Origin of the sequence: Streptomyces sp. NPDC127177, from assembly GCF_042672475.1 — a bacterium.
Classification (GTDB): domain Bacteria; phylum Actinomycetota; class Actinomycetes; order Streptomycetales; family Streptomycetaceae; genus Streptomyces.
Map to the genome: position 1 here is coordinate 1 of NZ_JBHXUW010000027.1, position 20,169 is coordinate 20,169.

Here is a 20,169-nt window from a genome sequence, read left to right on the forward strand (position 1 = left end):
GGTTTTTTACTGGGGGCCCCCGGGGGGGGGTCAAACTTTAAACCGCACACGGGCCTTGGGCCGCCGACCCATGGGCCCCCCCCCTTGCCCGCCGCGCTCCTATGAACCCATTCAGTCAGGGACACGTCAAGGCATCGAGCAGGGTTGGTCCGACCCCCGGACGGTGGTCAGGGAACGAGGACCAGCCGTCCGCGCAGTCCGCCCTCGGCCAGCCGGCGGTGGGCCCGCGCCGCCTCGTGCAGGGGCATGGTGTCCGCGACGCGCAGGGTCAGCCGGCCGGCGTCGGCGAGGGCGGCGAGCCGGGTGAGGGCTGCGCTGTCCGCGGCCACCCACTGTTCGTACACCCTGATTCCCCGCAGCGGGACGGGCGCGGTGCCGCCGACGACGGAGACGAGGGCGCCTCGGTTGCGTACGGCCCCCAGCGCCGGCAACCCCGTAACGGCTGCGTCCAGGGCGGCGTCCACGCCGCCGGGAACCACTGCGCGGACGGCCTCGGGGAGATCGGCCGACCGTGGAACGAACCACCGCGCGCCCGCCGTTCGGACGAACGCCTCGTCCGCCTCCGCGGCACATGCAACCACCCGCACCCCGCGCAGGGCGGCCAGTTCCACCGCGTATCCGCCGACGGCCCCGGCCGCTCCCGTCACCAGGAGCGTCGTATCCGGCTCCGGGGCGAGCAGGTCCAGGGCCTGGAGGGCGGTGAGCCCGTTGAGCGGCAGGGTCGCGGCCTCGACGGCGGTGAGATGGGAGGGGGCGGCGACGACCGCGGCGGAGTCCAGCACGACGAACTCGGCGTAGGTGCCCAGCGGGAGATCCAGCCTGTCCCGCACCCCCGATCACTCGGTCACCCGGCGCGAACTCTCCCGCACCCGCTCCGACTTCGTCGACCCGGCCGGCGACGTCCCACCCCACACCGATGACTTCCCGGGGTGCCATCAGCCCGGCGGAGACGAGATCCCCCGAGCGGGTCGCGAGATCGACGGGGTTCACGGCGGCTGCCTCGACACGTATGCGCACCTGTCCGGTGCCGGGCACCGGCACCGGAACGTCCACCACTTCCAGGGCGTCCGGCCCGCCCACCGCTCGCACCACGACCGCGCGCATGCCCGGCACCTTCCGTTCGGTTCGCTGATGTTCACGACCTTATGGAGAGCTACTCTCCATAAGGAAGAGGGCACTTCAAGGTGCCTACCGCACGGGAAGGTGAGCCATGACGACCACGCGACCGGAGGCCCGCGCCGCCTACGACGCCTACCTCGCCCAGTGCCCCGCAAGGCATCTGCTGGACCGGATCAGCGACAAGTGGGTCAGCCTGATCATCAACGCACTCGCCGACGGACCGCAGCGCTACACGGATCTGTCCCGGACCCTCGTGAGTGTCAGTCAGAAGATGCTCACGCAGAGCCTGCGCGCCCTCGAACGCGACGGCCTCGTCACACGGACCGTCACCCCGTCGGTCCCGGTCCGCGTGGACTACGACCTGACACCCCTCGGCGAGAGCCTGGTCCCGGTGATGCGGACGATCAAGGCATGGGCGGAACAGAACATGGACGAGGTCCTGGCGGCCCGGTCCGCGTACGACGCGAAGCCCGGGGTGTGACGAGGCCCGCTCCGGCGAGTCCCCACCGCCACGGCTGCCCGCACCGGGACGATCCCCCTCCCGCCCAGCGGACGGGCCCTCTCCTCGCTTCCCCGGAACACTCCCGTCACCGCACCGAATGCGTTCTCACCTGGCGATTTCGACGACTTCATCGAGGCGTGTCAGCTTCCGCGGGTTCCGTACCACGTAGATCCGGGTGATCCTTCCGTCCTCCACCACGAGGCTCACCGCGGCGGGATCTCCGTCGAACTCGATCCGGCCCGCAGGTGCGCCATTGAGCCAGACGGTCGCCGTCTCCAGCGTGGCCACCTTCCGGTTCGCGCCCGCGAGCACCCGTGCCACCACATCCGCCCCGTGGACCGGAGCGGGCGCGGCTGCCACGACCCCGCCGCCATCGGCGACCATGACCACGTCCGGCGCCATCACCTTCAGCAGCTCCTGCAACTGCCCCGTGCGCAGCGCGAGCAGGAAACGCTCCACCACGGCCTGCTGCTCCGCCCGGCCCACCTGTACGCGCGGCCGCCGGGTCGCCACGTGCTCGCGGGCCCGGCGCGCGATCTGGCGCACCGTGGCCGCGGACTTCCCGATGGCCTCGGCGATCTCCCCGTACGGCATCTCGAAGACCTCGCGGAGCACGAACACCGCCCGCTCGGTCGGTCCGAGCGTTTCGAGGACGGTCAGCATCGCGATCGAGACGCTCTCGGCGAGTTCGACGTCCTCGGCGACGTCGGGGCTGGTCAGCAGCGGTTCCGGGAGCCACTCGCCCACGTAGTCCTCCCGGCTGCGCGACAGGGACCGCAGACGGTTGAGAGCCTGCCTGGTGACGGTTCTGACGAGGTACGCCCGCGGCTCGCGCACCTGCGACCGGTCGACATCGGCCCACCGCAGCCAGGACTCCTGGAGCACGTCCTCCGCGTCGGCCGCCGACCCGAGCATCTCGTACGCGACGGTGAACAGCAGACCGCGATGGGCGACGAACGGGTCCTCGGCCGTCATGATGTCGATGCCACGCCGGAGTCCTGGGGGCGCGCGGCCAGGGGGATCTCACAGGCGTCGGAGAACCCCTGGGACGAGACGCCGTTCGCGTTGTTGTTCCTGGTCGCCATGTTCACGAAGGCGATGTACGCGGTGAGCTCGACCATCGCCGCAGCACCGAGCCGGTCCAGCAGGCCCGCGTACAGCTCGTCCGTGACGGTCGGCGGCGTGTTCGTCATGGCTTCGGCGTACCCCAGGACGTCCCGCTCCAACGGCGTGAACACCTCCGATTCCCGCCAGCGGGGCACCTGGCTCGCCTTGGACAGGTCCAGCTTCTGGTTCTGAGCCTGGAAGTAGCCGACGTCGAGGCACCAGCCGCAGCCGACCTGGGAGGCGACGGCCATGTGCGCGAACGACTTGAGGCTCGCGTCGGCCGCGTCCCACTCGGCCAGCCTGGCCGAGAACTCCAGGTTGGCGGTGGCGACTTCGGGGTTGTGCCACACCACCTCGACGGGCTCGGCGACGGCACCGAGCTGCCTGATCATGCTCTCGCTCATCTCGGTGCTGAGCTCGGCCTTCGGAATGCGGAGTGCCATCGTCTTCTCCTCAGTGGGTTCGTGCGCCTGGCTGTTCGGCATGAAGACACCGGCGGGCCCGCGAACGTGACACTTTCCGCAGGTGTCCGGGCACGGCCGGCCCGTACGTCTTGCTGGTCGCTGGTCGCTGGTCGCGGGCGCGGGTCGCGGGGTCGCAGGGTGCAGGTCCCGTGCAGCTCGTACGTCGCCTGCGACCCGGCTGGTCCGGCTCCGCAGGGGCGCCCATGCAAAAGCGCCCTGCCCCCGTGGTTCCGGGGACAGGACGCTTCGGTTCGAGAGGGCGGCTCCGAGCCGGTGGCGCGGAGCCGATCGTGCCGGTCGCGTGGCCGGAGGGTCAGTAGTGCCACCGGTTCGCGTTCGACTTGAAGCCGCACGTGATCGCACGCCCGGCCGCGTCCGTGGTCGTCGCGCCCACGTCGGCGTTGCGGCAGAACTGCCCTGCGCGGTAGCAGTTGCCGGCGTTGGACCGGATACTGCACACCTTCGTCTTGGTGGAGCTGCCACCGGTCGACGTACTCCCACCCGAGGTGGAGCCGGAGCTGCCGGCCGAGGACGATCCGCCACCGCCGGACGTACTTGACGTACTGCCGGACGAGGCGCGCGGCGGGTTCGCGCATGACTCGTCGGCCTCGACTATTTTGAGCGCGAGTTCGGTGCTGGTGCTGTAGGTGCCGGCGGACGGCCTCTGCGAGCACACCTTCCAGTTGTAGGTGTGCACCACGGAACGCCCCAGCTCGCTCGCGTCCGCGTACGAGACCGTCTTGACGTGGTGACTGCGCGCGTCGGCCACGGCCTTCTGGAGGTTCCAGCCGGTGTAGCTGCTCACCGTCTCCTTGACGACCGGCTTCTTCGAGGGGCTCGCGGAGGGGGATGCCGAGGAGGCGGCGATGACGGCCGGGGATGCCGAGGCCGTGGCGGACGGTGTCTCCGAGGCCGTGACGGAGGCCGAAGCCGATGTGCTCGCCGAAGCCGAAGATGTGGTCTGGTCCCCGTCGGAGCACGCCGAGAGGCTGACGGAGAGGGCGACGAGCCCGACCAACAGCCCCCCGTAGCCCCTGCGGCCCCTCCCTCTGTACTTCGCGCCCTGGACGCCGCTGGACCTTGCAGACCTCAGCGCATACCGAAGAGACATGCCACCCCCTGGTTCTTGTTCTCGACACCTGGGTGTGCGCCACCTCAGGGGTCAGATCAGATCAGGGGAGATCTTATGACTAATGTGAGGATCGTGTGTGGGTTGTCTCGGTCTTTCATGACAACTGGTGCCGGTGCCAATGCTGGTGATTTGGCTTTGGCTTTGGCTCGGCTGTGGTTTCGGCTACTCAAGCCGTTGGGATACGGAGGTGGCCGAGCCTGTCCGTGGACGCGCTGCGATCGACTACTCGCCGGTGACGCCGTCGATGGCCTCGCGGAGCAGATCGGCATGGCCGACGTGGCGGGCGTACTCCTCGATCACGTGCTCCAGGATGAACCGCACATCGGTGTCGCCGAATTCCGGGTTCGGCACGCGGCGCGAGAGGTCGGCGGTCACCGTTTCGAATACCTGCCGTGACTCCTCGCATGCCTTGAGGTAGTCCTCGTAGACGCCCTCGGCCGGTGTGGCGTCCGACTCGTCGTACCACTCGCCACCGTCGGCCGTGACGTAGGTCCGATAGGAGAAGAAGTCAGGTGCCGTACCGGCCAACGCCCCCTGGAACCAGGCACGTTCAACACCCTGTAGATGGCGCATGAGCCCCAGCAGCGTCAACGCCGATGACTGCACGGGACGCAGCCGCAGTTGTGCGTCCGAGAGACCCTCGCACTTCCACAGGAAGGTCGCGCGGTGGTAGTCGAGATTCGACGCGATCACCTCCAGCCATGAGCCCGACAGTGCACGCTCAGGCCGGACGATCTTCTGGACCACGATGTCGCTCACGTTGGCATCTCCTTACGGGGCATCAGGCTCGGTCGAGTGCGTACGTGCCCCGAGTCGGGGCCGGGCGGCGCCACCACCACTGGCACTCCGTGAGCACGTCCCCCAAGGAGACCCTTCTTCCTGCCGGAACTCATCGCTTGGTCCCGCCTCGACCTCGGCGAGGCGGGACCTATGCCGTGCCGGGGCCTATTCCTGTGCCTGGGTTGCCTGGGTGCGGCGGGGCTGCCAGTAGGTCAACCGATGCGCCCCAGGTGCCTTCGTTTCCGGTTGGCGCGGCCGCTCAGGGACATACGACACGCAGGAGAACCTCCTGGGATGAATCGAGGACCTCATGCACGGATGCCGCCGCCGTACCTCGCACTTCACGCACATGAACGTTCCCGCCGGGCCTGCCCCTGTACGCCAGGGGACTGATGCTGCGAGCAGCGCAGGCATCGCCAGGAGGGCGAGCAGGTGAGCGGGGGCATACCACCGCTGCGGGACAGGCGCCTTGCTGCGGGGTTCATCGTCGTCATGTACCTGCTGGTCGGAGCCACCTTGGCCGGCCTGCTCGTCGCGGGTCTCTCGCACAGCGACGTGGGGGGAGGGGTGGCTGCTCTCGTGGGCGGGGTCCTCGGGGCCGCTTTCGCCGCGTGGCGCATACGACGTACCCCTGAGGACGAGCGCGCGGACGACGGCGGCTACTAGGTGTCTTGACCCGCAGCGTTGCCGCGGGCAGGCGGGCAGGCCTGGAGGCGAGCGGCGGTCGGGCGGGCGGCGGCCGGGCCTGAGGGTCCCGACCGCGTGCACGCCGGAACGGTGTGTCAGACCACGGCGAGCCGGTCCACCAGCAGTTCCACCCTCACCCCGGCGTCCTCGGGCAGCAGGCGGCCCGCTCGCGTCAGGGTCGCGAGGCCGTGCAGGGATGCCCAGAACACCTCGGTGAACAGCGCCGGGTGGACGCCGTCGCCGGCGGCATCGGTGAGGCTTTCGAGCAGCGCGGCGAAGGCGTCCTTCAGCGGCTCGGGGGTGTCCTCCTGTGCGTACGCCAGGCCACCGTCGAGCTGGAACAAGGCGTCGTAGACGGCCGGGTTGTGCTCGGCGAAGTGGAGGTACGCGCGGGCGAGGGCGGCGACCCGCTCACGCGGCCCGTTCGCTCCGGAGGCCGCGGCACGCACCTCCGCGGCCAGCTCGGCGGCGCCCTCCAGGGCGACGGCGCCGATGATCTCGCGCTTGCCGCGGAAGTGGCTGTAGAGGACGGGCTGGCTGTATTCGATGCGCTCGGCGAGCCGACGGGTGGTGACCGCGTCCCAGCCCTGCTGCTCGGCGAGTTCGCGGGCTGTCGACACGATGAGGCGCTCGCGCTCCGCCCGTTCGCGCTCCTTGCGTTCCTTTACCGACATGCATCGATCCTAGCACCGCTAGACAATCGAGCGAAAGTAGTACTAGCGTTGCCTCATCACCTGTCAGCGCTAGATGTCGGGGGGCATCATGTTCAACGCACTCGAGGTAGTCACCACCGTGATCGTCGGCGTGATGGTGGGGGTGGAGTTCTCCGTCCTCTTCGTCGTGAACCGGATCCTCAACGCACTCCCCGAAGACAGCGGTCAACTCGGCCATGCCCACGGGGGACGGATGCTCGGCGCCGTGATGCCGTTCTGGTACATCGGCTCGCTCGTCCTCGTCGTGCTCTGGGCCATCGCCGGATGGCACCACCGCGGCAACGGGCTCACCGTCACCGCCGGCGTGCTGCTGATGCTCAGCGTGGTCATGTCGATCCTGCTGCTCGTCCCGATCAACAACCTGAACAAGACGTGGACCCCTGAGAACCGGCCCGCCGACTGGAAGCAGCAGTTGCGCCGTTGGGAACGCTTCCACTACGTCCGCGTCGCCGTCATCATCGCCGCCTTCACCTTGCTCGTAGCCGCCCTCGTCTGAGCCCGCGGGCCGACCCCGCGGGGCCGACCCCGCGCCGGCGTCCCACGGTCCTAGCTCCCCGGGCGACGTCGGGCCACCGAGCTCCCGACGCCCGGGAATGCGGCTGCCGCCCGGATCCCACGACTGCGATCCCGGCAAGCCGCGTCCCTCGACCGGCCGCGTCCACGCGGCCTGATCGGGCCCCAAACGAATCGGCAAGGCCCACGCGGCCCACAAGCCGACGAAGACTCGCATGGAGAAGAACAATGTCATTGAGGAAGATCAACACAGTCCTGGCCGCCGCCTTCATCCTCTTCATCCTCTGGTTCGGGACGGAGTACATCGTGAGCCCGGAGACGACGGCTCCGGGCTTCGGCCTGCCGACCTGGCCGTCCGGCGACGGCGAGGGCTTCCTGGTCATCAAGGGCATCCGCGACGTCGTCCTGGCCCTGGTTCTGGGCATCCTGCTGGTGACGGGTCACCGCCGGGCGCTGGGCTGGGTGCTGCTGGTGGAAGCACTCGCCGCGTACGGCGACATGACCAACGTGCTGGCCCACCACGGCTCCGTGGCCACCGCGCTCGGCGTCCACGGCCTGACCGCGACGCTGATGGTGGTCAACGGCTTGCTGATCATGCGCGAGACCCGCAACGTCGCGGCCGCCCCGGAAACAGCAGCCCCGGAAACAGCCGCCTCGGAAACAGCCGCCTCGGGACCGTCCGGCCCGGAAACGTCCGCCCCGCAGCCCGCCTAGCGTCCTGCGGACGATCCCGTGATGTGGCGCGGGTCACGGGAACCCCCCGGTCCGGCCGGAGAGGTACGGGGTGTGAGGTGTACTGAACAGGGAGATCGGGAGCGCATGCGTGCACGAATCAGGGCGGGTGACCGCGAGGCGTTCGCCGCGCTCTACGAGGAGTACGCGCGGGCGGTCTACAACCACGCCTACCGGCTGACGGGCAACTGGTCGACGGCCGAGGAGGTTCTCTCCGAGACCTTCCTGGCCGCCTGGCGCACCCGTCGGGCCGTCGAGCCGGAGGGCGACTCGCTGCGGCCATGGCTGCTCGGCATCGCCACGAACAAGGCACGCAACGCAAACCGAGGTACCGGGCGGCGCCTGGCCTTCCTGGCCCGCCGCCCCGACCCGGAACCGGTGGCGGACATCGCGGACGCCACGGCCGGACGCATCGACGACACACGACGGCTCGACGCGGTCCGACAGGCGATGACGGGACTCCGCCGGCAGGAACGCGAGGTGCTGGCCCTCTGCGTCTGGTCCGGGCTGGACTATGCCGAGGCCGCCGAGGCCCTGGGCGTCCCGGTGGGCACCGTACGGTCGCGGCTGTCCCGCGCCCGTAACCGGCTGCGACGGCTCACCGACGAGCAGCTGCGCCGCACACCGGCCGGGTCCGGGCCCGAAGCGCGACCAGAGGAGACGGTCAGGTCCGGGACGGAACCCCGCCCCCGCCGCGGAGAGGTAGAGAGCAGGGCCGCGTTCGTGGCCCTGCCCATCCAGGAGGAAGCCCGATGAACGACCGAACCTCCGGCCCCGAGCAGGCCGAACACGAGGAACTGGCCCGGCTGTTGCCGGCCCCGGCCGAACGGGACCTGCCCCCGGGCCGTCATCTCCACCACAAGGACACCCTGATGCATCTGATCGACCAGGACGGCGACCGCGCAACCGCCCGCCCGCGCCCCCGCCTCCTGCGCCCCGCCGTCCTGTTGCCCGCCGCCGGGCTGGCCCTGGGCGGGGTGCTGCTGACCACGCTCGCGGCGACCGGCCAGGACAGCACTCCGGCACCGTCCGCCGCGAGCACGGCCACCGAGGCCGCGGCCCCGCGTGGCGCCGCCGTGCTGCTCGACCGGATCGCCTCGGTCGCCGAGAAGAGCGACGAACAGACGGTCACCGGCGACCAGTTCGTGTACGTCAGGACACTGCAGGCCGGGAACGAGGGCGAATACGGCGGCCCGGCGAAGCTGGGCAAACCCGGGGAGCGCGAGGTCTGGATGTCGCAGCAGCCGGGGCCGGTGGTCGATGAGGGCCTGATCCACCAGGACGGCAGGTACTACCCGATCACCGTCGGGGTCCCGGACGGTGAGACCCCTGTCGGCTATCCGGAGGGCCTCAACCGGCCGACGTACGCCTGGCTGGCCAAGCTGCCCACCGACCCCGACGTCCTGCTCCGGCGGCTCACCAGCGAGATCACCCGGGACCAGGACGCGCGCGACACCCCTGCCGGGGAGCGTGACCAGGCCCAGGACGCCTTCGACGCCATCGGTGAGCTGCTGATGGAGACGGTGATGCCGCCGAAGACCGCGGCCGCGCTCTACAAGGCTGCGGCGAAGATCCCCGGTGTGAGCGTGGACTCCGACGCGGTGGACGCGGCAGGTCGGCACGGGATCGGCGTGGCCCGGGACGACGCCCGGACCGGTTGGCGCGCCGCCTGGATCTTCGACTCGACCACCCTGGAGTACCAGGGGGCCCGGACCTATCTCTTCAAGGACACCGACATGGGCAAGAAGGGCAGCCTGCTCAGCAAGTCGGCGGTCCTGGAGCGTGCGGTTGTCGATGCCCTCCGCGAAAGGCCCTCGACCGGGAAGAAGCCGAAGAAGTCGACGACGACCTGACCCCGTCAGGAAGCTGCCGGGGCGCCTCTACGCGCCCCGGCACCGGCCGCTCGCCACCCTCGTGGGGCAAGCCGAGCGGCCACGGAAGGTCATCGCGGTGGGTTCCAGCCGAGGAGGGCCATGACCGACCACGGCAGGCACGACGCTCCCACAGTACGTACGGAGAGATGGGCTCCCTCGCACAGGGGACATGGCGGAGGGCGAATCCCCTTTCGCCCTTGACGGCAACCGAGATCACACCTGGTACAACGTCGGGCAGCGACTTCCGTCCATCCGAACGCAACGACTTGTCCTCTTGAAACTACCGGACGGTCAGGCGGATGGCCGAGTCGGCTCGGCAACTGCATCAGCGTCTCGTTCCTCGCGGAGACCCGGTCCGGCAAGTTCACGCAGCAGCACCGTGGTGATTGCCTCGACGGCTCCTGCGTTCAGGATTCCGAGGTAGACGTACGGTCTACCCGTTGAGGTCATCGCCGGTCGGATGCTGCGGTAGTTGTGTTCTGGGATGCCCATCCTTGCGAGCGCTGTCCTTAGCCCTTCACTTGCCACCAGGGCGGCAGCGTAGTTGTCTCGCCACTGGGGGAGGCCGAGGGCGGTCACTGGACCCCTCGGGGCGCGTGAGGGTGCCTGCGGATCCCTACGGAAGCGTCGGTAGCGCGCGAGTAGTCGCCCGTGCTTCTGGCAGCTCGACGTTGCTCGGCCAGGTCGGTGCAGATGCTGCAGTCGCGGGTCGGTGCAGGTGGTGCGGGTGGGATGGCGAGGTCGAAGGTTTGGGCGATTGCCGACGTTGGGGTCTTCATGGTGGCAAGGGTGATCGCCCCTATGGGACGTATCTCTGCGAAGTGCAGCGACAGTTGGGCGCACTGTCGCTACGGTCCAAGAAGGCCCAAACGTCGCAGGGAGAAGTCTTGAACGCCGCACTACGATCGGCTATGTCGGATGCGCGGTTCTCGCCGCGCAGGCTTGCTGCTCGCATCGGAGTAGCGCCGAAGACTGTAGAACGATGGCTGGCTGACGCCGAGTTGGTACCCCACGCAAGGAACCGTACTGACGCCTGTCAGGCACTGAAGGTGGATGAACAGATGATCTGGCCGAAGGCTGTGCAGGAGCGGGTGAAATCGGGCCATGACCGGGAGCTTGTTCAGTCCTATCCTTACCGATCCGCGTGTCCTTCGACCGTGTGGGGTGATTTGGTCGAAGGGGCTACGGAGCAGATCTACCTGGCCGGATACACGAACTACTTCCTCTGGCTTGAGCAGCCTGCCTTCGTTGAGACCCTTCGCAGAAAAATCGACACTGGTTGCCGCGTCCGGTTCCTGCTGGGTGATCCGGACGGTGCGGTAACCCGCCAGCGCGAGATAGTCGAAGACGTCGCCCTGAGCGTCTCCACACGCGTCCGGATCACCCTCGAGCACTTGGGTCGTCTGGGAGCTGTCAGCGGCGTGGAGGCCCGTTTTAGCAGCCATGAGGACGCTGCCAATCACGTGTCTCTGTCGGTCTTCCGCTTCGACCAGCAGGCGATGGTCACTCCGCACCTTGCGCGGCTTGTCGGGCACGATTCACCGTTGCTCCACCTTCGACGACAGGGGGATGGCGGGATGTTTGACCGGTTCTCCGAACATGCGGAGGAGCTATGGAGTCGTGGGGTCCCAGTGTCTGCCTGAAGCCGGTTGGTGCGCGGCCTGCCTAATTTCGCGGCTAACCGTCCACCACCTCGCCAGCGGTCGCCCGGCGGCATGTCCGGGTCCAACTTTGTCGTTTGAGTGTCGGGTGGCAGCACAGAGTTGAGAGTGATCTGTACGCGCGCTCGCGCCCGAAGCAGCGCCCATCGCGTCCACTTCACTCTCAACTTCCTAAGGGCTGTCCCGTAATCCCTGGCGTCCTGCGTCCGCTAGGGATTACGGGACAGCCCTTAGCTCCGCCGCCTTAGCGATGGCGCGGACTGGGGCGATCCGGACAGTCCCAACGTCGTGCCCGACACAGCGAAGTGATCGCTTACACCACGTCACAGGACACGACCAGTTCAAGATTTGCCCAACGCGCTCAAAATCGATGCGTTGCCTAAGTCCAATGTTTTCCACTAGGCCAAATAGGCAATGCGAGGTCCGCTAGATCCCTTTGCCTCTCGGTGATCCCTTCGACTCGCCACCAATCCATTTCGGGGCTCCAAATTCGAGACGTCCCTGTTTCCGCCGTTACGAGCAGGACGGATTCATCGTATATGGAGGATTTTTGAGAATAGGGAAGGTTCGATATTGGCTGGTTTTTTCTTCCGTTCAGGAGGGTCAAATTTCCGATTCGATTTACCCAAGTGTCGTGTTCGTCGATTCGCCATTCCGCACTGGGTTTCTGAGGGTAGATGTGCTCTACGTGCACTATAGATGAATTGGCAACGACTACTTCGTCGACGCCGGCAGCACTTCGCAAAGACGCTTCAATCTTTCCGAGCAGGTACCTTGATTGCGAGGATTTCGGGGTGGAAGCTTCCATGAAGTCGGCATGGAAAGCTTCATCATCTGGAATCCAGTCGCATATTTGACGAGTGGCGGAACTTATCTGCGTGCCAGCGGTTAGGCCTTTGGCTACGCCAAAAATATTCTCTTCGAGGAGGGTGGATTCGCGACGACCCACGACAGTCCAGCGAACGTAGTAGCTTATCGAGGCGTCAATCAGGTCCTGCAATTGCGTGTAACTCGTTTTTTCTGATGCGGCGAGCAGTAGTGGGTAGAGGGCGTCTGCGTTGAGGCTTCTGATTTCAGACAGTGAAACGTCGAAATCGACGTCCCCTGTGTTGCAATTAATGAGGTCTATGTAGCGATTGGAGGCGGATTCAAGTTCAGCGGCGAAAGATCCCACCCCGTATATTTGGGGGATCCTATTAAAATGGTGGCTCAGATTCTGCCTAATGGTCGAATATAGGCTGTGAGATTTCACGTCTCCGTGTCGGGATACCCAAAAATGACGCAAAAATCTTTCGATCTCTTCGCGCTTCTCGAAGCCGTCCAGGATTACCCGCCATGCATCATTTACCCGCTGCTTCTCGATGTCACTATTGCTCTTCTCCATCAAGAAATTGCGTACGAGATCAACAGTAGAGAGATCTTTTCCGCGTGAATTAATGGTCTCGAAAACCTCGTTGGCATCGCTGGAGGTCGGAGTCTGAATCTCCACGAACACTAGGCCATTTATTAGGCATTCTCGAAGGCCATCGAGCCAGTCGAGTTTCTCTTCTTCATCAGAACAGGAAGAGAGCTCTGCTGAGATTTTGCTCGCAAAGTTAGTGTAGGCTTCGCTGATCAATTTATGTGATGGCCGAGTGGCTCGCTCGATCCCCGCGCACCTTCCTGTCGACTCGTTCCAGTCTTGGATGTAGTCGCGAAAAAAGTCCCGGTCGAACAGCGAAAGAACCAGAAAATATTCCATTGGCTCGCGGCGCCCGGCTTTTCGGGCGATATAGTCGCGATGCAAGTTATTCGCAGTTGAGGGGCCCTCCACTGAACCCATATTCCACAGTGCGTCGCGAATCGCAGCGATAAGAATCGTGGAGGTCGTTAGGCGTTGCTGTCCATCGAGGAGCGATCTTGTGCTGACTTTTTTGTCAGTAATCGTTACGATTGGTCCGATGAAGTACTCTGAGGCGGAGTCTTTTCCGCTATCCCGAGCTGCTTTGAACTTTTTGATATCTGACCAATAGATGTCCACCTCCTTTTTCGTCCACGCGTACTGCCTCTGGCTGTCATCGGGAACGGTTACGGCGGGATTGTTTGCCCCGATGAGTTGTCCGAGAGTCTGCCGAGCTGCTTGCTTGATGATTGCCATGAATGCCCCCTCATGAGCCAACGCCTTCGCCCGACGATAGCTTTGATGCGGAGGTGCGTCGACAGAGGGGCCAATCCGCGGGTGGGCGGCCAGGTGTGACCGTCTGGATTCGTGTACAGACATCCCATTTTGCGGAGAAGTGCTTCGGTGGTAGAGCCCAGATGCTAGGTTTTGGATTGGCTTGGGCCCCAGCCCTCTCCTGACGCGAACGGACAACGGTGGATTCCTATGATCCAGAACACAGCCCCACATCATCTGCACGCCATATTGACCCGAGTTCGTGATTCAGGACAGGGGCAATACGCCGAAGGCTGGGTGGCGGCGCTTGGGGCGGACTGGGAATCTGCGGAGTTTAGTAAAAGGCATGCAGAGGTGGTGAATCTGTTGTCGCTTACGGTTCAGCAACTGCAGGTTCTTCCGGAGCGATCTCGTGATCGATTTATGAGGTACGTGCCGGCGTGGTGGAGTGCTGTGATTCAACCCAAGGTTAATTGGGCTGACAATGGACGCGCCTCAATCCAAATCGTAGGTATCGACCTACTTGATCATCTTGAGTCTGCTGCCGACATCATTTCGGGCAATCTTGCGGGCTCCGAGGGTGCTCCGGTAGGAGCTGACTTGAGTGGAATATCGCAGCAGTGTCAAGAATGGGTGGAGCTCATTCTAGGTTTGGATGATGCGGACCTCAGTGAGTCTGTGAAGGGCCAACTGATTTCGCAACTGAGGCATGTTGTGTGGCTTATTGAGCACGTTGACCTATTTGGTGAGGCGAGGATCTCGGGGGAAGCGAGCCGCGTGATTGGTTCGCTTGCGCAGGCAAGCACGGTTGTCAGGAACCGGAATCCGGAAACGGCGGGAAAGTGGAAGCGTGCCTTTCTTTCCTTGATTGCCTTGTGTGCCGTATTTAATGCGGGTGTTCCGGTTGTGCGAGAGTCGATCGAAGTCGGTAGTGCTCTGGTGGGAGAGATCGCCACGGTCGTGCAGGACATTCAGGACTGAAAGTATGGGTGGGGGCATCCGGGTCAGCCAGCAGCAATCGCTGAGTATGTCAACACGTCAGCTGGCATCTCGTGTCGGAGCGTCCAAGTGATGCCCATGGGCTTGCTCCCCTTGTGCCCGACGTACTCGGCGGGTCCCAGCAGCATCCATGGCTGTGGGCCGCCGATGTCTGTCTTCTTGTAGCGACGCACGAAGAGCAGCACATGAGATCCGCTCTCCTTGTGGGTCTGGTAGCGACGGCCCGTGGGAGACGTCTCCGACGTCTGATTCTGTGACTCCCAGTGGAACAGGGACTCGTTCAAGGCGTAGTCCTTGTAGCGCGTCTCTGGGGAGAAGTCCTTTTCGTCTTTTTCTAGAGTGATGAGGAGAGCATCCGTCTGGATGCTCTCGCACCACTTCACGCCCTCGCGGAAGTGCCCAGGCATGAAGCTGTCCACAGTGGACTGGCCCAGCGCGGGGAGGATTTCTTCGCGGCTGTATGAGGCGTGGACGGACAGTGGCAGGCCGGCGTGCGTGCCGAGGAGCGGGATCGGGAGGTGGTCGGCCTGGTTGAGGGCATGAGCCAGGACCTGGCGGAGCTCGTCCCGGAAGGCGTGCTGGGTTCGCAGGGTGTCGAAGCCCTGCTGATAGCTCGTGAAGTCGCCGCCCAAGGGCCACAGGGAGAAGAAGAACATGTGGGCGTACAGCTGTTCTTGGGCGGTCAATTGGTCGTACGTGGGGGCGTCGTCACTGAGGAGCTTGGTGTACGCCGAGACACGGGTCGGGTCGTCGACGTGGAGGAACGCTGATACTCGTTTCAGTAGCGCTGCCTCACCATCGGGTCCGGTCGGACCGAGGAGGTTGGCGCGGCGGAGAAGGCCCGTCCATGAGTTCCCGCTCCCACGGTAGAGCTCTTTGACCTCTCGACCGCTCTCCTCGAGATAGTTCGCAAGCCTTGGCTCTGCATACGCGGCTACCTCGCGAGCGAGCTGAGTGACGTTGACGCCGATCTGGTTCCGGATGTTGTCGATGATCATCGCCTTCGCCTTGGGCTCAAGGATGATCTGGCAGCCGGAGGGGAGCTGGGGGAAGTCCTGCTCGATGTTTGTCAGCAGTCGGTTCCGCGTCAGGTTGGTGAGGGCGCGGAACTGGTCCTCGAAGCGGAATTCCTTGCGGTGCTGTCCGATGAAGTCGAGGACAGTGAGAACAGCCTTGTCCTCCGTGCGGCGTAGCCCGCGTCCCAGCTGCTGAAGGAAGACCGTGGCGCTTGAGGTCGGCCGGAGCAGGAGCAGAGTGTCGACATCAGGGATGTCGAGGCCTTCGTTGAACAGGTCCACGGAGAAGATGACCTGGAGAGTGCCAGCGCGCAGCTCGTCGAGCGCGGACTTACGCTCGTGCGGTGACGATTCACCGGACAGAGCTACGGCGTTGAGGCCTGCGAGTCGGAAGTAGTCGGCCATGAAGTGGGCGTGCGCCACCGAGACGCAGAAACCCAGAGCGCGCATCGACCCGGGGTCGGTGACCTTGTCCTGCACGGCTTTGACGACGAGCCGGGCTCGGGCGTCGTTGCCCGTGAAGAGGTGGCCGAGAGCGGCCACGTCATACGCCCCCCGCTTCCACGTGATGGCACTCATGTCAGTGCTGTCTGTGACGCCAAAATAATGGAATGGACTCAGCAACTCGTTCTCAAGGGCTTCCCAGAGTCGCATCTCGGCGGCGATCCGACCGTCGAAGAACGCATCTTGAACGTTCAGACCGTCCATCCGCTCGGGGGTGGCGGTGAGGCCGAGCAACTCCTTTGGGGTGAAGTGGTCGATGATCCGTCGATAGGTCGGCGACGTGCCGTGGTGGAACTCATCGATCACGATGACATCGAAGTGGTCTGGGGCCAGGCGCTCCAGAGCGCGTGCGTTGAGTGACTGGACACTCGCGAATACGTGGTCCCAGTCGGCTGGTACTCGACCGCTGTGGAAGAGCTCGCCGAAGTTCGCGTCGACCAACACGTCCTGGTAGACGCGAAGCGACTGCTCCAGGATCTCCTTGCGATGGGCCACGAAAAGCAGGCGAGGGTCGCGTCCGAGCTTCTGCCGAAGGTGCTTATAGTCCAGTGCTGCCATCACCGTCTTGCCCGTGCCAGTGGCGGCGACGAGGAGATTCCGCTTCCGCCCGTGGACAGCCCGCTCGACTTCGAGGCGTTCCAGCATGTCGCGTTGGTGTGGGTAGGGGTGGACTTCTAGCCCAGAGAGCGTGATGACATTGCGCCCCTGCGGACCGGAGGTTCCACTTGCGTGAGAGAGGGCTTCATCCAGTCGCTGGGCGTCACTATCGGGGCTGTACGTCTCGAAGGAGCGCTCGCTCCAGTAGGCGTCGAAGGTTGCCTCGAACTTGCGAAGGACCGAGGGTGTGGCGATCGACGAAAGACGCACGTTCCATTCGAGGCCGTCGAGGAGCGCAGCCTTGGACAGGTTGGAGCTGCCGACGTACGCGGTGTCAAAGCCGCTTTCGCGGCGGAAGAGCCATGCCTTGGCGTGCAGGCGGGTCGAGCGGAGCTCGTAATTGACCTTCACTTCAGCGCCAAACTCGCGAACCAGCCGGTCGAGCGCCCGGCGTTCGGTGGCTCCGATGTACGTCGTCGTGAGGACCCTGATGGGGACGCCGCGGGCGCGAGCGGAAGTTAGTGATTGTTCGAGTACGCGGAGGCCGTGCCACTTTACGAAGGCGCACAGCAGGTCCACACGGTCAGCTGTCGCCAGTTCAGCTCGTAGCTCGAAGCCCAGGCTGGGGTCTTCGGGCGAGTTAGTGATGAGCGCAGTCTCGGAGAGTGGGGTGGCAGGGCGGATGGCGTAGACACCCGGTGCTTCCTGCTCCGCAACCGCAAGAAGCTGCCGCGGTCCCTCGACTACCAAGTCGACCCATTCGGTGGCGCCTTCAAGGGTATTGAGGGATTCCAGGATGTGGTTGGCGGCAAGCACCTGCTCTGGCGGTGTCAGCCCCTGAAGCACTCGGCGCACGGTGGCCGCGATATGGCGGGTCAGGACGTGGGGCGTTGAGTTGTCTCCCACAACTTGATCGATTGCGCGCCAGCCCGCAGCGTCGAGCTGCTTCATACGCTCTTCGAGGCGTCGGGTGATCAACGTTTCGTACAGACCGGCAGCTGGTGCCGCTACCTCTGAAGCGTGGCTGGGCATGGCCGAGTCCCCCTCATTGCGATACCTATGTACGCAGTTGTATCAAGGAGGACTGACACGTCCTACCCGCGGCTGAGACCAGCCCACCCCGAGCCAGGCCCGGCACTCCGGTTGATTCGGCCGGACCGTGAGAAGGATGAGCACGGTCACGCCGAGGGGCGGGCTGCTTGGAAGGCGGCTAGGGCGAGGGCGAGCCTGCCCAGCAATACGGCACGACGCAATTGCGTGGTTTGGGCTTGCGGGTGAGGAACTTGACGGCCACCGGGGAGAACTCGGATGCGGTCGCAACCTGTGTCTGCGAGCATGCGTAGCTGTGGAGATCAACAACCTTGTCATCCGCCGCGCGGTCGACTCCGATGCCGGCGCGGTGGCCGAGGTGTGGCTGCGCTCCTTCGCGGCGGCGCTTCCGGGCGTGCGCCGGGCCCATACGGACGACCAGGTCCGCTCCTGGTTCCGGGAAGTGGTCGTGCCCGGCGAGGAGACGTGGGTGGCCACGGTCGATGGTTCGGTGGTCGCCTTGATGGTGCTGGACGACGAAGAGCTGGACCAGCTCTATATCGATCCGGTGTGGCAGGGCCAGGGCATCGGGGGCCGCCTCGTGGACCTGGCGAAGCAGCGGCGTCCGGGCGGGTTGGCACTGTGGACGTTCCAGGTCAACAAGCCGGCGCGTCGTTTCTACCAACGGCACGGCTTTGTCGCTGCGGAGAGCACCGACGGTGAACGCAACGAGGAACGTGAGCCGGATGTTCGGTACGAGTGGCGCCCTGAGCGGCAGGAACGCTGAAGACGCTCACGCCGCCCGGATGAGTTGTCGCCCCTCGAAGCGGATGGCTGCGGCGCCGGGGCTGCCGTTCGCACCCCGTGCGTTGGGCCCGGTGTGTCCGTCCGCGCGCAGGCCGGTCGCCGGCTAGCCGCCCGCGCTGTCATCCGTCCGGTCAGGCAGTTCCCGTACGTACTCGAGCCCCGGCTTTCCACTCAGTGTCACTTCCCTGCCCGTCGGGACGAAGCCCGTACGGGTCAGGACCGCGCGGGAGGCGGTGTTCGTGACGGCGGCCGACGCGTGGAGTGTGGTCACGGTGTACGTCGTCTCGCACAGCCGGAAGATCTGGCGCACCGCCGCCGTCGCCAGGCCGCGGCCCGTCGCCTTCTCGGCCAGGCGGAAGCCCAGTTCGGCCGTGCCGTTCTCCGCGTCCATCAGGTTGAAGCGGCCCAGGATCTCGCCGTCCTCCGCCACCAGGAGGTGGAAGTGGCAGATGCCGGCCGCCTGCTCGGTGAGCAGGGCCTCGTGGCGGGCGGCGAAGCGGGCGAAGTACTCGTCCCCGCGGTCCGGCACCGAGGCCGCGAAGAACGCGCGGTTCTCCTGCTCGAACGCGAGGAGCGCCGGGGCGTGGTCGGCGCGCAGGCGCTGGAGGCGGGGCGAGTCAGGTGAGTTGGGCGGGTTGGGCGAGTTGGGCGGTTCAGGCCGTTTCGGTACTCCAGGCAGTCCAGGCAGTCCAGGCATGGCGGAACCGTACACAGGGCGCCCGCGCCCCGGCATCCGGATATCTGCGCGGTCCCGCCGGGCCTTCCCTACAGTGCGCCTCCGTGGCAGTCGCGGTACGGGCGGCCCGTGCCGCACCAGCAGGCCGCGCTCCTCGCCGGGGGCCACGGGACGGCGCGGCCCCGGGCGGCGAGGGTCGTGGCGTACTGGGGGAGCAGGTCCGGGTCGGACGGGGAGGCGGCCTCCGAGGCGGCGAACGCCTCGTACGACGGGACCGTGCCCGTGACGATGCCGAGGTTCGGGGTGCCCGTCGCATGGAGATCGCGCAGGGCCGTCTCCAGACGGGCCAGGTGGTCCGGGTGGGAGGTGTACTCGCTGCCGAGGCCCGGATAGGCGGTGAGGAGCTCGTCCAGCTCGGTCTGCGGCCAGTGCAGCACCGCGACCGGGAACGGGCGGGACAGGGCCGTGCGGTACGTGCCCAGTTCCGCGCGGAGGCGGGTGATCTCGGCGCGCAGCTCGCCCGGGTCGGAGGAGCCCAGTGCCCACAGCCGCTTCGGGTCGTGGAGTTCGTCCAGCGGGACGGCCGCCGTGTGCAGGGTGTCGGCCAGTTCGTCCCACGCGTCGTGCCGGACGCCCATCAAGCGGCGTACCCGGTGCCGGCCGGTCAGCAACGACTGGGTGGCGTACGGCACTTCCTCGCCCGGCGCGATGAGCAGTGTGAGGGCGGTGGAGAAGTAGTCGTGGGCCGCTTCGAGCTCGTCGTGGGCCTCCAGGGTCTCCGCCGCGATCTCCCAGGGGGCCGCGTCCAGCGGGCCCGCCGCGCGGATTCCGTCGATGATCGCGCGGGCCTCGGCCTCGTGGCCGTACTCCCACAGGTTGGCGGCGTTCAGCGCCTTCACCAGGTGGGGGTGCTCGGTGCCGGGGTCGCTGAGCAGCTCGCCGTAGAGCGTCGTGGCGCGGGCGCGGTCACCGGCGAGTTCCAGATGGGCGGCGGCCTGGAGGAGCAGCGGCTCGTGGTCCTCGGGGTACTGCACCGCGGTGCGCAGCAGGCGCTCGGCTTCGGTGGTGTGGTCGGCAGGCGTGTCGGGGCGCATGAACCACA

19 protein-coding genes and 1 pseudogene are annotated in these 20,169 nt (G+C 66.0%); 10 read left to right on the forward strand and 10 right to left on the reverse strand.

Annotated features, from left to right (window positions below; all coding sequences use genetic code 11):
- Positions 1-167: 167 nt before the first annotated feature.
- Positions 168-1,104, reverse strand: a pseudogene (locus ACFVJX_RS18205) (NADP-dependent oxidoreductase).
- A gap of 106 nt (positions 1,105-1,210) precedes the next feature.
- Here ACFVJX_RS18205 and ACFVJX_RS18210 point away from each other — a divergent pair.
- Positions 1,211-1,600 (forward strand): winged helix-turn-helix transcriptional regulator, encoded by a 390-nt coding sequence (locus ACFVJX_RS18210; protein ID WP_384127549.1) that lies wholly within the window; start codon positions 1,211-1,213, stop codon positions 1,598-1,600.
- Positions 1,601-1,726: 126 nt separating this feature from the next.
- Here the strand turns inward: ACFVJX_RS18210 and ACFVJX_RS18215 are convergent, their stop codons facing one another.
- The 3 genes from ACFVJX_RS18215 to ACFVJX_RS18225 form a co-directional block, all read right to left on the reverse strand.
- On the reverse strand, positions 1,727-2,596 hold the full coding sequence (locus tag ACFVJX_RS18215) for an RNA polymerase sigma-70 factor (protein WP_384127551.1): 870 nt from the start codon (positions 2,594-2,596) through the stop codon (positions 1,727-1,729).
- Complete coding sequence (locus ACFVJX_RS18220; protein WP_384127553.1) at positions 2,593-3,171, reverse strand: carboxymuconolactone decarboxylase family protein; 579 nt, start codon at positions 3,169-3,171, stop codon at positions 2,593-2,595. Before ACFVJX_RS18220 ends, ACFVJX_RS18215 begins: the two co-directional genes overlap by 4 nt.
- Positions 3,172-3,505: 334 nt before the next feature.
- Positions 3,506-3,997, reverse strand: a complete 492-nt coding sequence (locus ACFVJX_RS18225) for a hypothetical protein (RefSeq protein ID WP_384127555.1) — start codon at positions 3,995-3,997, stop codon at positions 3,506-3,508.
- Positions 3,998-4,004: 7 nt separating this feature from the next.
- Between ACFVJX_RS18225 and ACFVJX_RS18230 the strand changes: the two genes are divergently transcribed.
- Complete coding sequence (locus ACFVJX_RS18230; protein ID WP_384127557.1) at positions 4,005-4,223, forward strand: hypothetical protein; 219 nt, start codon at positions 4,005-4,007, stop codon at positions 4,221-4,223.
- A 323-nt stretch (positions 4,224-4,546) separates the two neighbouring features.
- Here ACFVJX_RS18230 and ACFVJX_RS18235 read toward each other — a convergent pair whose 3' ends face one another.
- Positions 4,547-5,083, reverse strand: coding sequence for a DinB family protein (locus tag ACFVJX_RS18235; protein ID WP_384127559.1), 537 nt, complete (start codon positions 5,081-5,083; stop codon positions 4,547-4,549).
- A 453-nt stretch (positions 5,084-5,536) separates the two neighbouring features.
- Here ACFVJX_RS18235 and ACFVJX_RS18240 point away from each other — a divergent pair, with 453 nt between their 5' ends.
- A complete protein-coding gene (locus tag ACFVJX_RS18240) occupies positions 5,537-5,770 on the forward strand; it encodes a hypothetical protein (RefSeq protein ID WP_384127561.1) in 234 nt (77 codons plus the stop codon).
- Between the two features lie 116 nt (positions 5,771-5,886).
- Here the strand turns inward: ACFVJX_RS18240 and ACFVJX_RS18245 are convergent, their stop codons facing one another.
- Complete coding sequence (locus ACFVJX_RS18245) at positions 5,887-6,465, reverse strand: TetR/AcrR family transcriptional regulator (RefSeq protein ID WP_384127563.1); 579 nt, start codon at positions 6,463-6,465, stop codon at positions 5,887-5,889.
- Positions 6,466-6,553: 88 nt separating this feature from the next.
- On the opposite strand from ACFVJX_RS18245, the gene ACFVJX_RS18250 reads away from it, so the two are divergent.
- The 5 genes from ACFVJX_RS18250 to ACFVJX_RS18270 all read left to right on the forward strand — a co-directional run bounded on the left by ACFVJX_RS18250 (position 6,554) and on the right by ACFVJX_RS18270 (position 11,266).
- Positions 6,554-7,000: an anthrone oxygenase family protein gene (locus tag ACFVJX_RS18250; protein ID WP_384127565.1), complete on the forward strand. Its 447-nt coding sequence runs from the start codon at positions 6,554-6,556 to the stop codon at positions 6,998-7,000.
- 245 nt (positions 7,001-7,245) lie between these two features.
- On the forward strand, positions 7,246-7,731 hold the full coding sequence (locus tag ACFVJX_RS18255) for a DUF4267 domain-containing protein (protein ID WP_384127567.1): 486 nt from the start codon (positions 7,246-7,248) through the stop codon (positions 7,729-7,731).
- Positions 7,732-7,836: 105 nt separating this feature from the next.
- Positions 7,837-8,505, forward strand: a complete 669-nt coding sequence (locus ACFVJX_RS18260; RefSeq protein WP_384127569.1) for an RNA polymerase sigma factor — start codon at positions 7,837-7,839, stop codon at positions 8,503-8,505.
- Positions 8,502-9,602, forward strand: coding sequence for a CU044_5270 family protein (locus tag ACFVJX_RS18265; RefSeq protein WP_384127571.1), 1,101 nt, complete (start codon positions 8,502-8,504; stop codon positions 9,600-9,602). Before ACFVJX_RS18260 ends, ACFVJX_RS18265 begins: the two co-directional genes overlap by 4 nt.
- A 908-nt stretch (positions 9,603-10,510) precedes the next feature.
- Positions 10,511-11,266, forward strand: a complete 756-nt coding sequence (locus ACFVJX_RS18270; RefSeq protein WP_384127572.1) for an XRE family transcriptional regulator — start codon at positions 10,511-10,513, stop codon at positions 11,264-11,266.
- 397 nt (positions 11,267-11,663) lie between these two features.
- Here ACFVJX_RS18270 and ACFVJX_RS18275 read toward each other — a convergent pair whose 3' ends face one another.
- A complete protein-coding gene (locus tag ACFVJX_RS18275; RefSeq protein ID WP_384127574.1) occupies positions 11,664-13,421 on the reverse strand; it encodes a DUF262 domain-containing protein in 1,758 nt (585 codons plus the stop codon).
- A 228-nt stretch (positions 13,422-13,649) separates the two neighbouring features.
- Here ACFVJX_RS18275 and ACFVJX_RS18280 point away from each other — a divergent pair, with 228 nt between their 5' ends.
- The gene (locus ACFVJX_RS18280) at positions 13,650-14,420 is read left to right on the forward strand and encodes a hypothetical protein (RefSeq protein ID WP_384127576.1); all 771 of its coding nucleotides are present in this window, start codon (positions 13,650-13,652) and stop codon (positions 14,418-14,420) included.
- A 23-nt stretch (positions 14,421-14,443) separates the two neighbouring features.
- Here ACFVJX_RS18280 and ACFVJX_RS18285 read toward each other — a convergent pair whose 3' ends face one another.
- Positions 14,444-17,587, reverse strand: a complete 3,144-nt coding sequence (locus ACFVJX_RS18285; RefSeq protein WP_384127578.1) for a DUF3427 domain-containing protein — start codon at positions 17,585-17,587, stop codon at positions 14,444-14,446.
- 313 nt (positions 17,588-17,900) lie between these two features.
- Between ACFVJX_RS18285 and ACFVJX_RS18290 the strand changes: the two genes are divergently transcribed.
- A complete protein-coding gene (locus ACFVJX_RS18290; protein WP_384127580.1) occupies positions 17,901-18,371 on the forward strand; it encodes a GNAT family N-acetyltransferase in 471 nt (156 codons plus the stop codon).
- A 123-nt stretch (positions 18,372-18,494) separates the two neighbouring features.
- Here ACFVJX_RS18290 and ACFVJX_RS18295 read toward each other — a convergent pair whose 3' ends face one another.
- Positions 18,495-19,088: a GNAT family N-acetyltransferase gene (locus ACFVJX_RS18295; protein ID WP_384127582.1), complete on the reverse strand. Its 594-nt coding sequence runs from the start codon at positions 19,086-19,088 to the stop codon at positions 18,495-18,497.
- A 68-nt stretch (positions 19,089-19,156) separates the two neighbouring features.
- Positions 19,157-20,161, reverse strand: coding sequence for an SEC-C metal-binding domain-containing protein (locus tag ACFVJX_RS18300; RefSeq protein WP_384127584.1), 1,005 nt, complete (start codon positions 20,159-20,161; stop codon positions 19,157-19,159).
- Between the last annotated feature and the right edge of the window lie 8 nt (positions 20,162-20,169).

What these genes read in the sequence shown, in the direction of transcription:
- ACFVJX_RS18210 (WP_384127549.1), top strand. Translation starts at nt 1,211, where the DNA reads ATGACGACCACGCGACCGGAGGCCCGCGCCGCCTACGACGCCTACCTC.
- ACFVJX_RS18215 (WP_384127551.1), bottom strand. Translation starts at nt 2,596, where the DNA reads ATGACGGCCGAGGACCCGTTCGTCGCCCATCGCGGTCTGCTGTTCACC.
- ACFVJX_RS18220 (WP_384127553.1), bottom strand. Translation starts at nt 3,171, where the DNA reads ATGGCACTCCGCATTCCGAAGGCCGAGCTCAGCACCGAGATGAGCGAG.
- ACFVJX_RS18245 (WP_384127563.1), bottom strand. Translation starts at nt 6,465, where the DNA reads ATGTCGGTAAAGGAACGCAAGGAGCGCGAACGGGCGGAGCGCGAGCGC.
- ACFVJX_RS18250 (WP_384127565.1), top strand. Translation starts at nt 6,554, where the DNA reads ATGTTCAACGCACTCGAGGTAGTCACCACCGTGATCGTCGGCGTGATG.
- ACFVJX_RS18255 (WP_384127567.1), top strand. Translation starts at nt 7,246, where the DNA reads ATGTCATTGAGGAAGATCAACACAGTCCTGGCCGCCGCCTTCATCCTC.
- ACFVJX_RS18260 (WP_384127569.1), top strand. Translation starts at nt 7,837, where the DNA reads ATGCGTGCACGAATCAGGGCGGGTGACCGCGAGGCGTTCGCCGCGCTC.
- ACFVJX_RS18265 (WP_384127571.1), top strand. Translation starts at nt 8,502, where the DNA reads ATGAACGACCGAACCTCCGGCCCCGAGCAGGCCGAACACGAGGAACTG.
- ACFVJX_RS18275 (WP_384127574.1), bottom strand. Translation starts at nt 13,421, where the DNA reads ATGGCAATCATCAAGCAAGCAGCTCGGCAGACTCTCGGACAACTCATC.
- ACFVJX_RS18280 (WP_384127576.1), top strand. Translation starts at nt 13,650, where the DNA reads ATGATCCAGAACACAGCCCCACATCATCTGCACGCCATATTGACCCGA.
- ACFVJX_RS18285 (WP_384127578.1), bottom strand. Translation starts at nt 17,587, where the DNA reads ATGCCCAGCCACGCTTCAGAGGTAGCGGCACCAGCTGCCGGTCTGTAC.
- ACFVJX_RS18295 (WP_384127582.1), bottom strand. Translation starts at nt 19,088, where the DNA reads ATGCCTGGACTGCCTGGACTGCCTGGAGTACCGAAACGGCCTGAACCG.
- ACFVJX_RS18300 (WP_384127584.1), bottom strand. Translation starts at nt 20,161, where the DNA reads ATGCGCCCCGACACGCCTGCCGACCACACCACCGAAGCCGAGCGCCTG.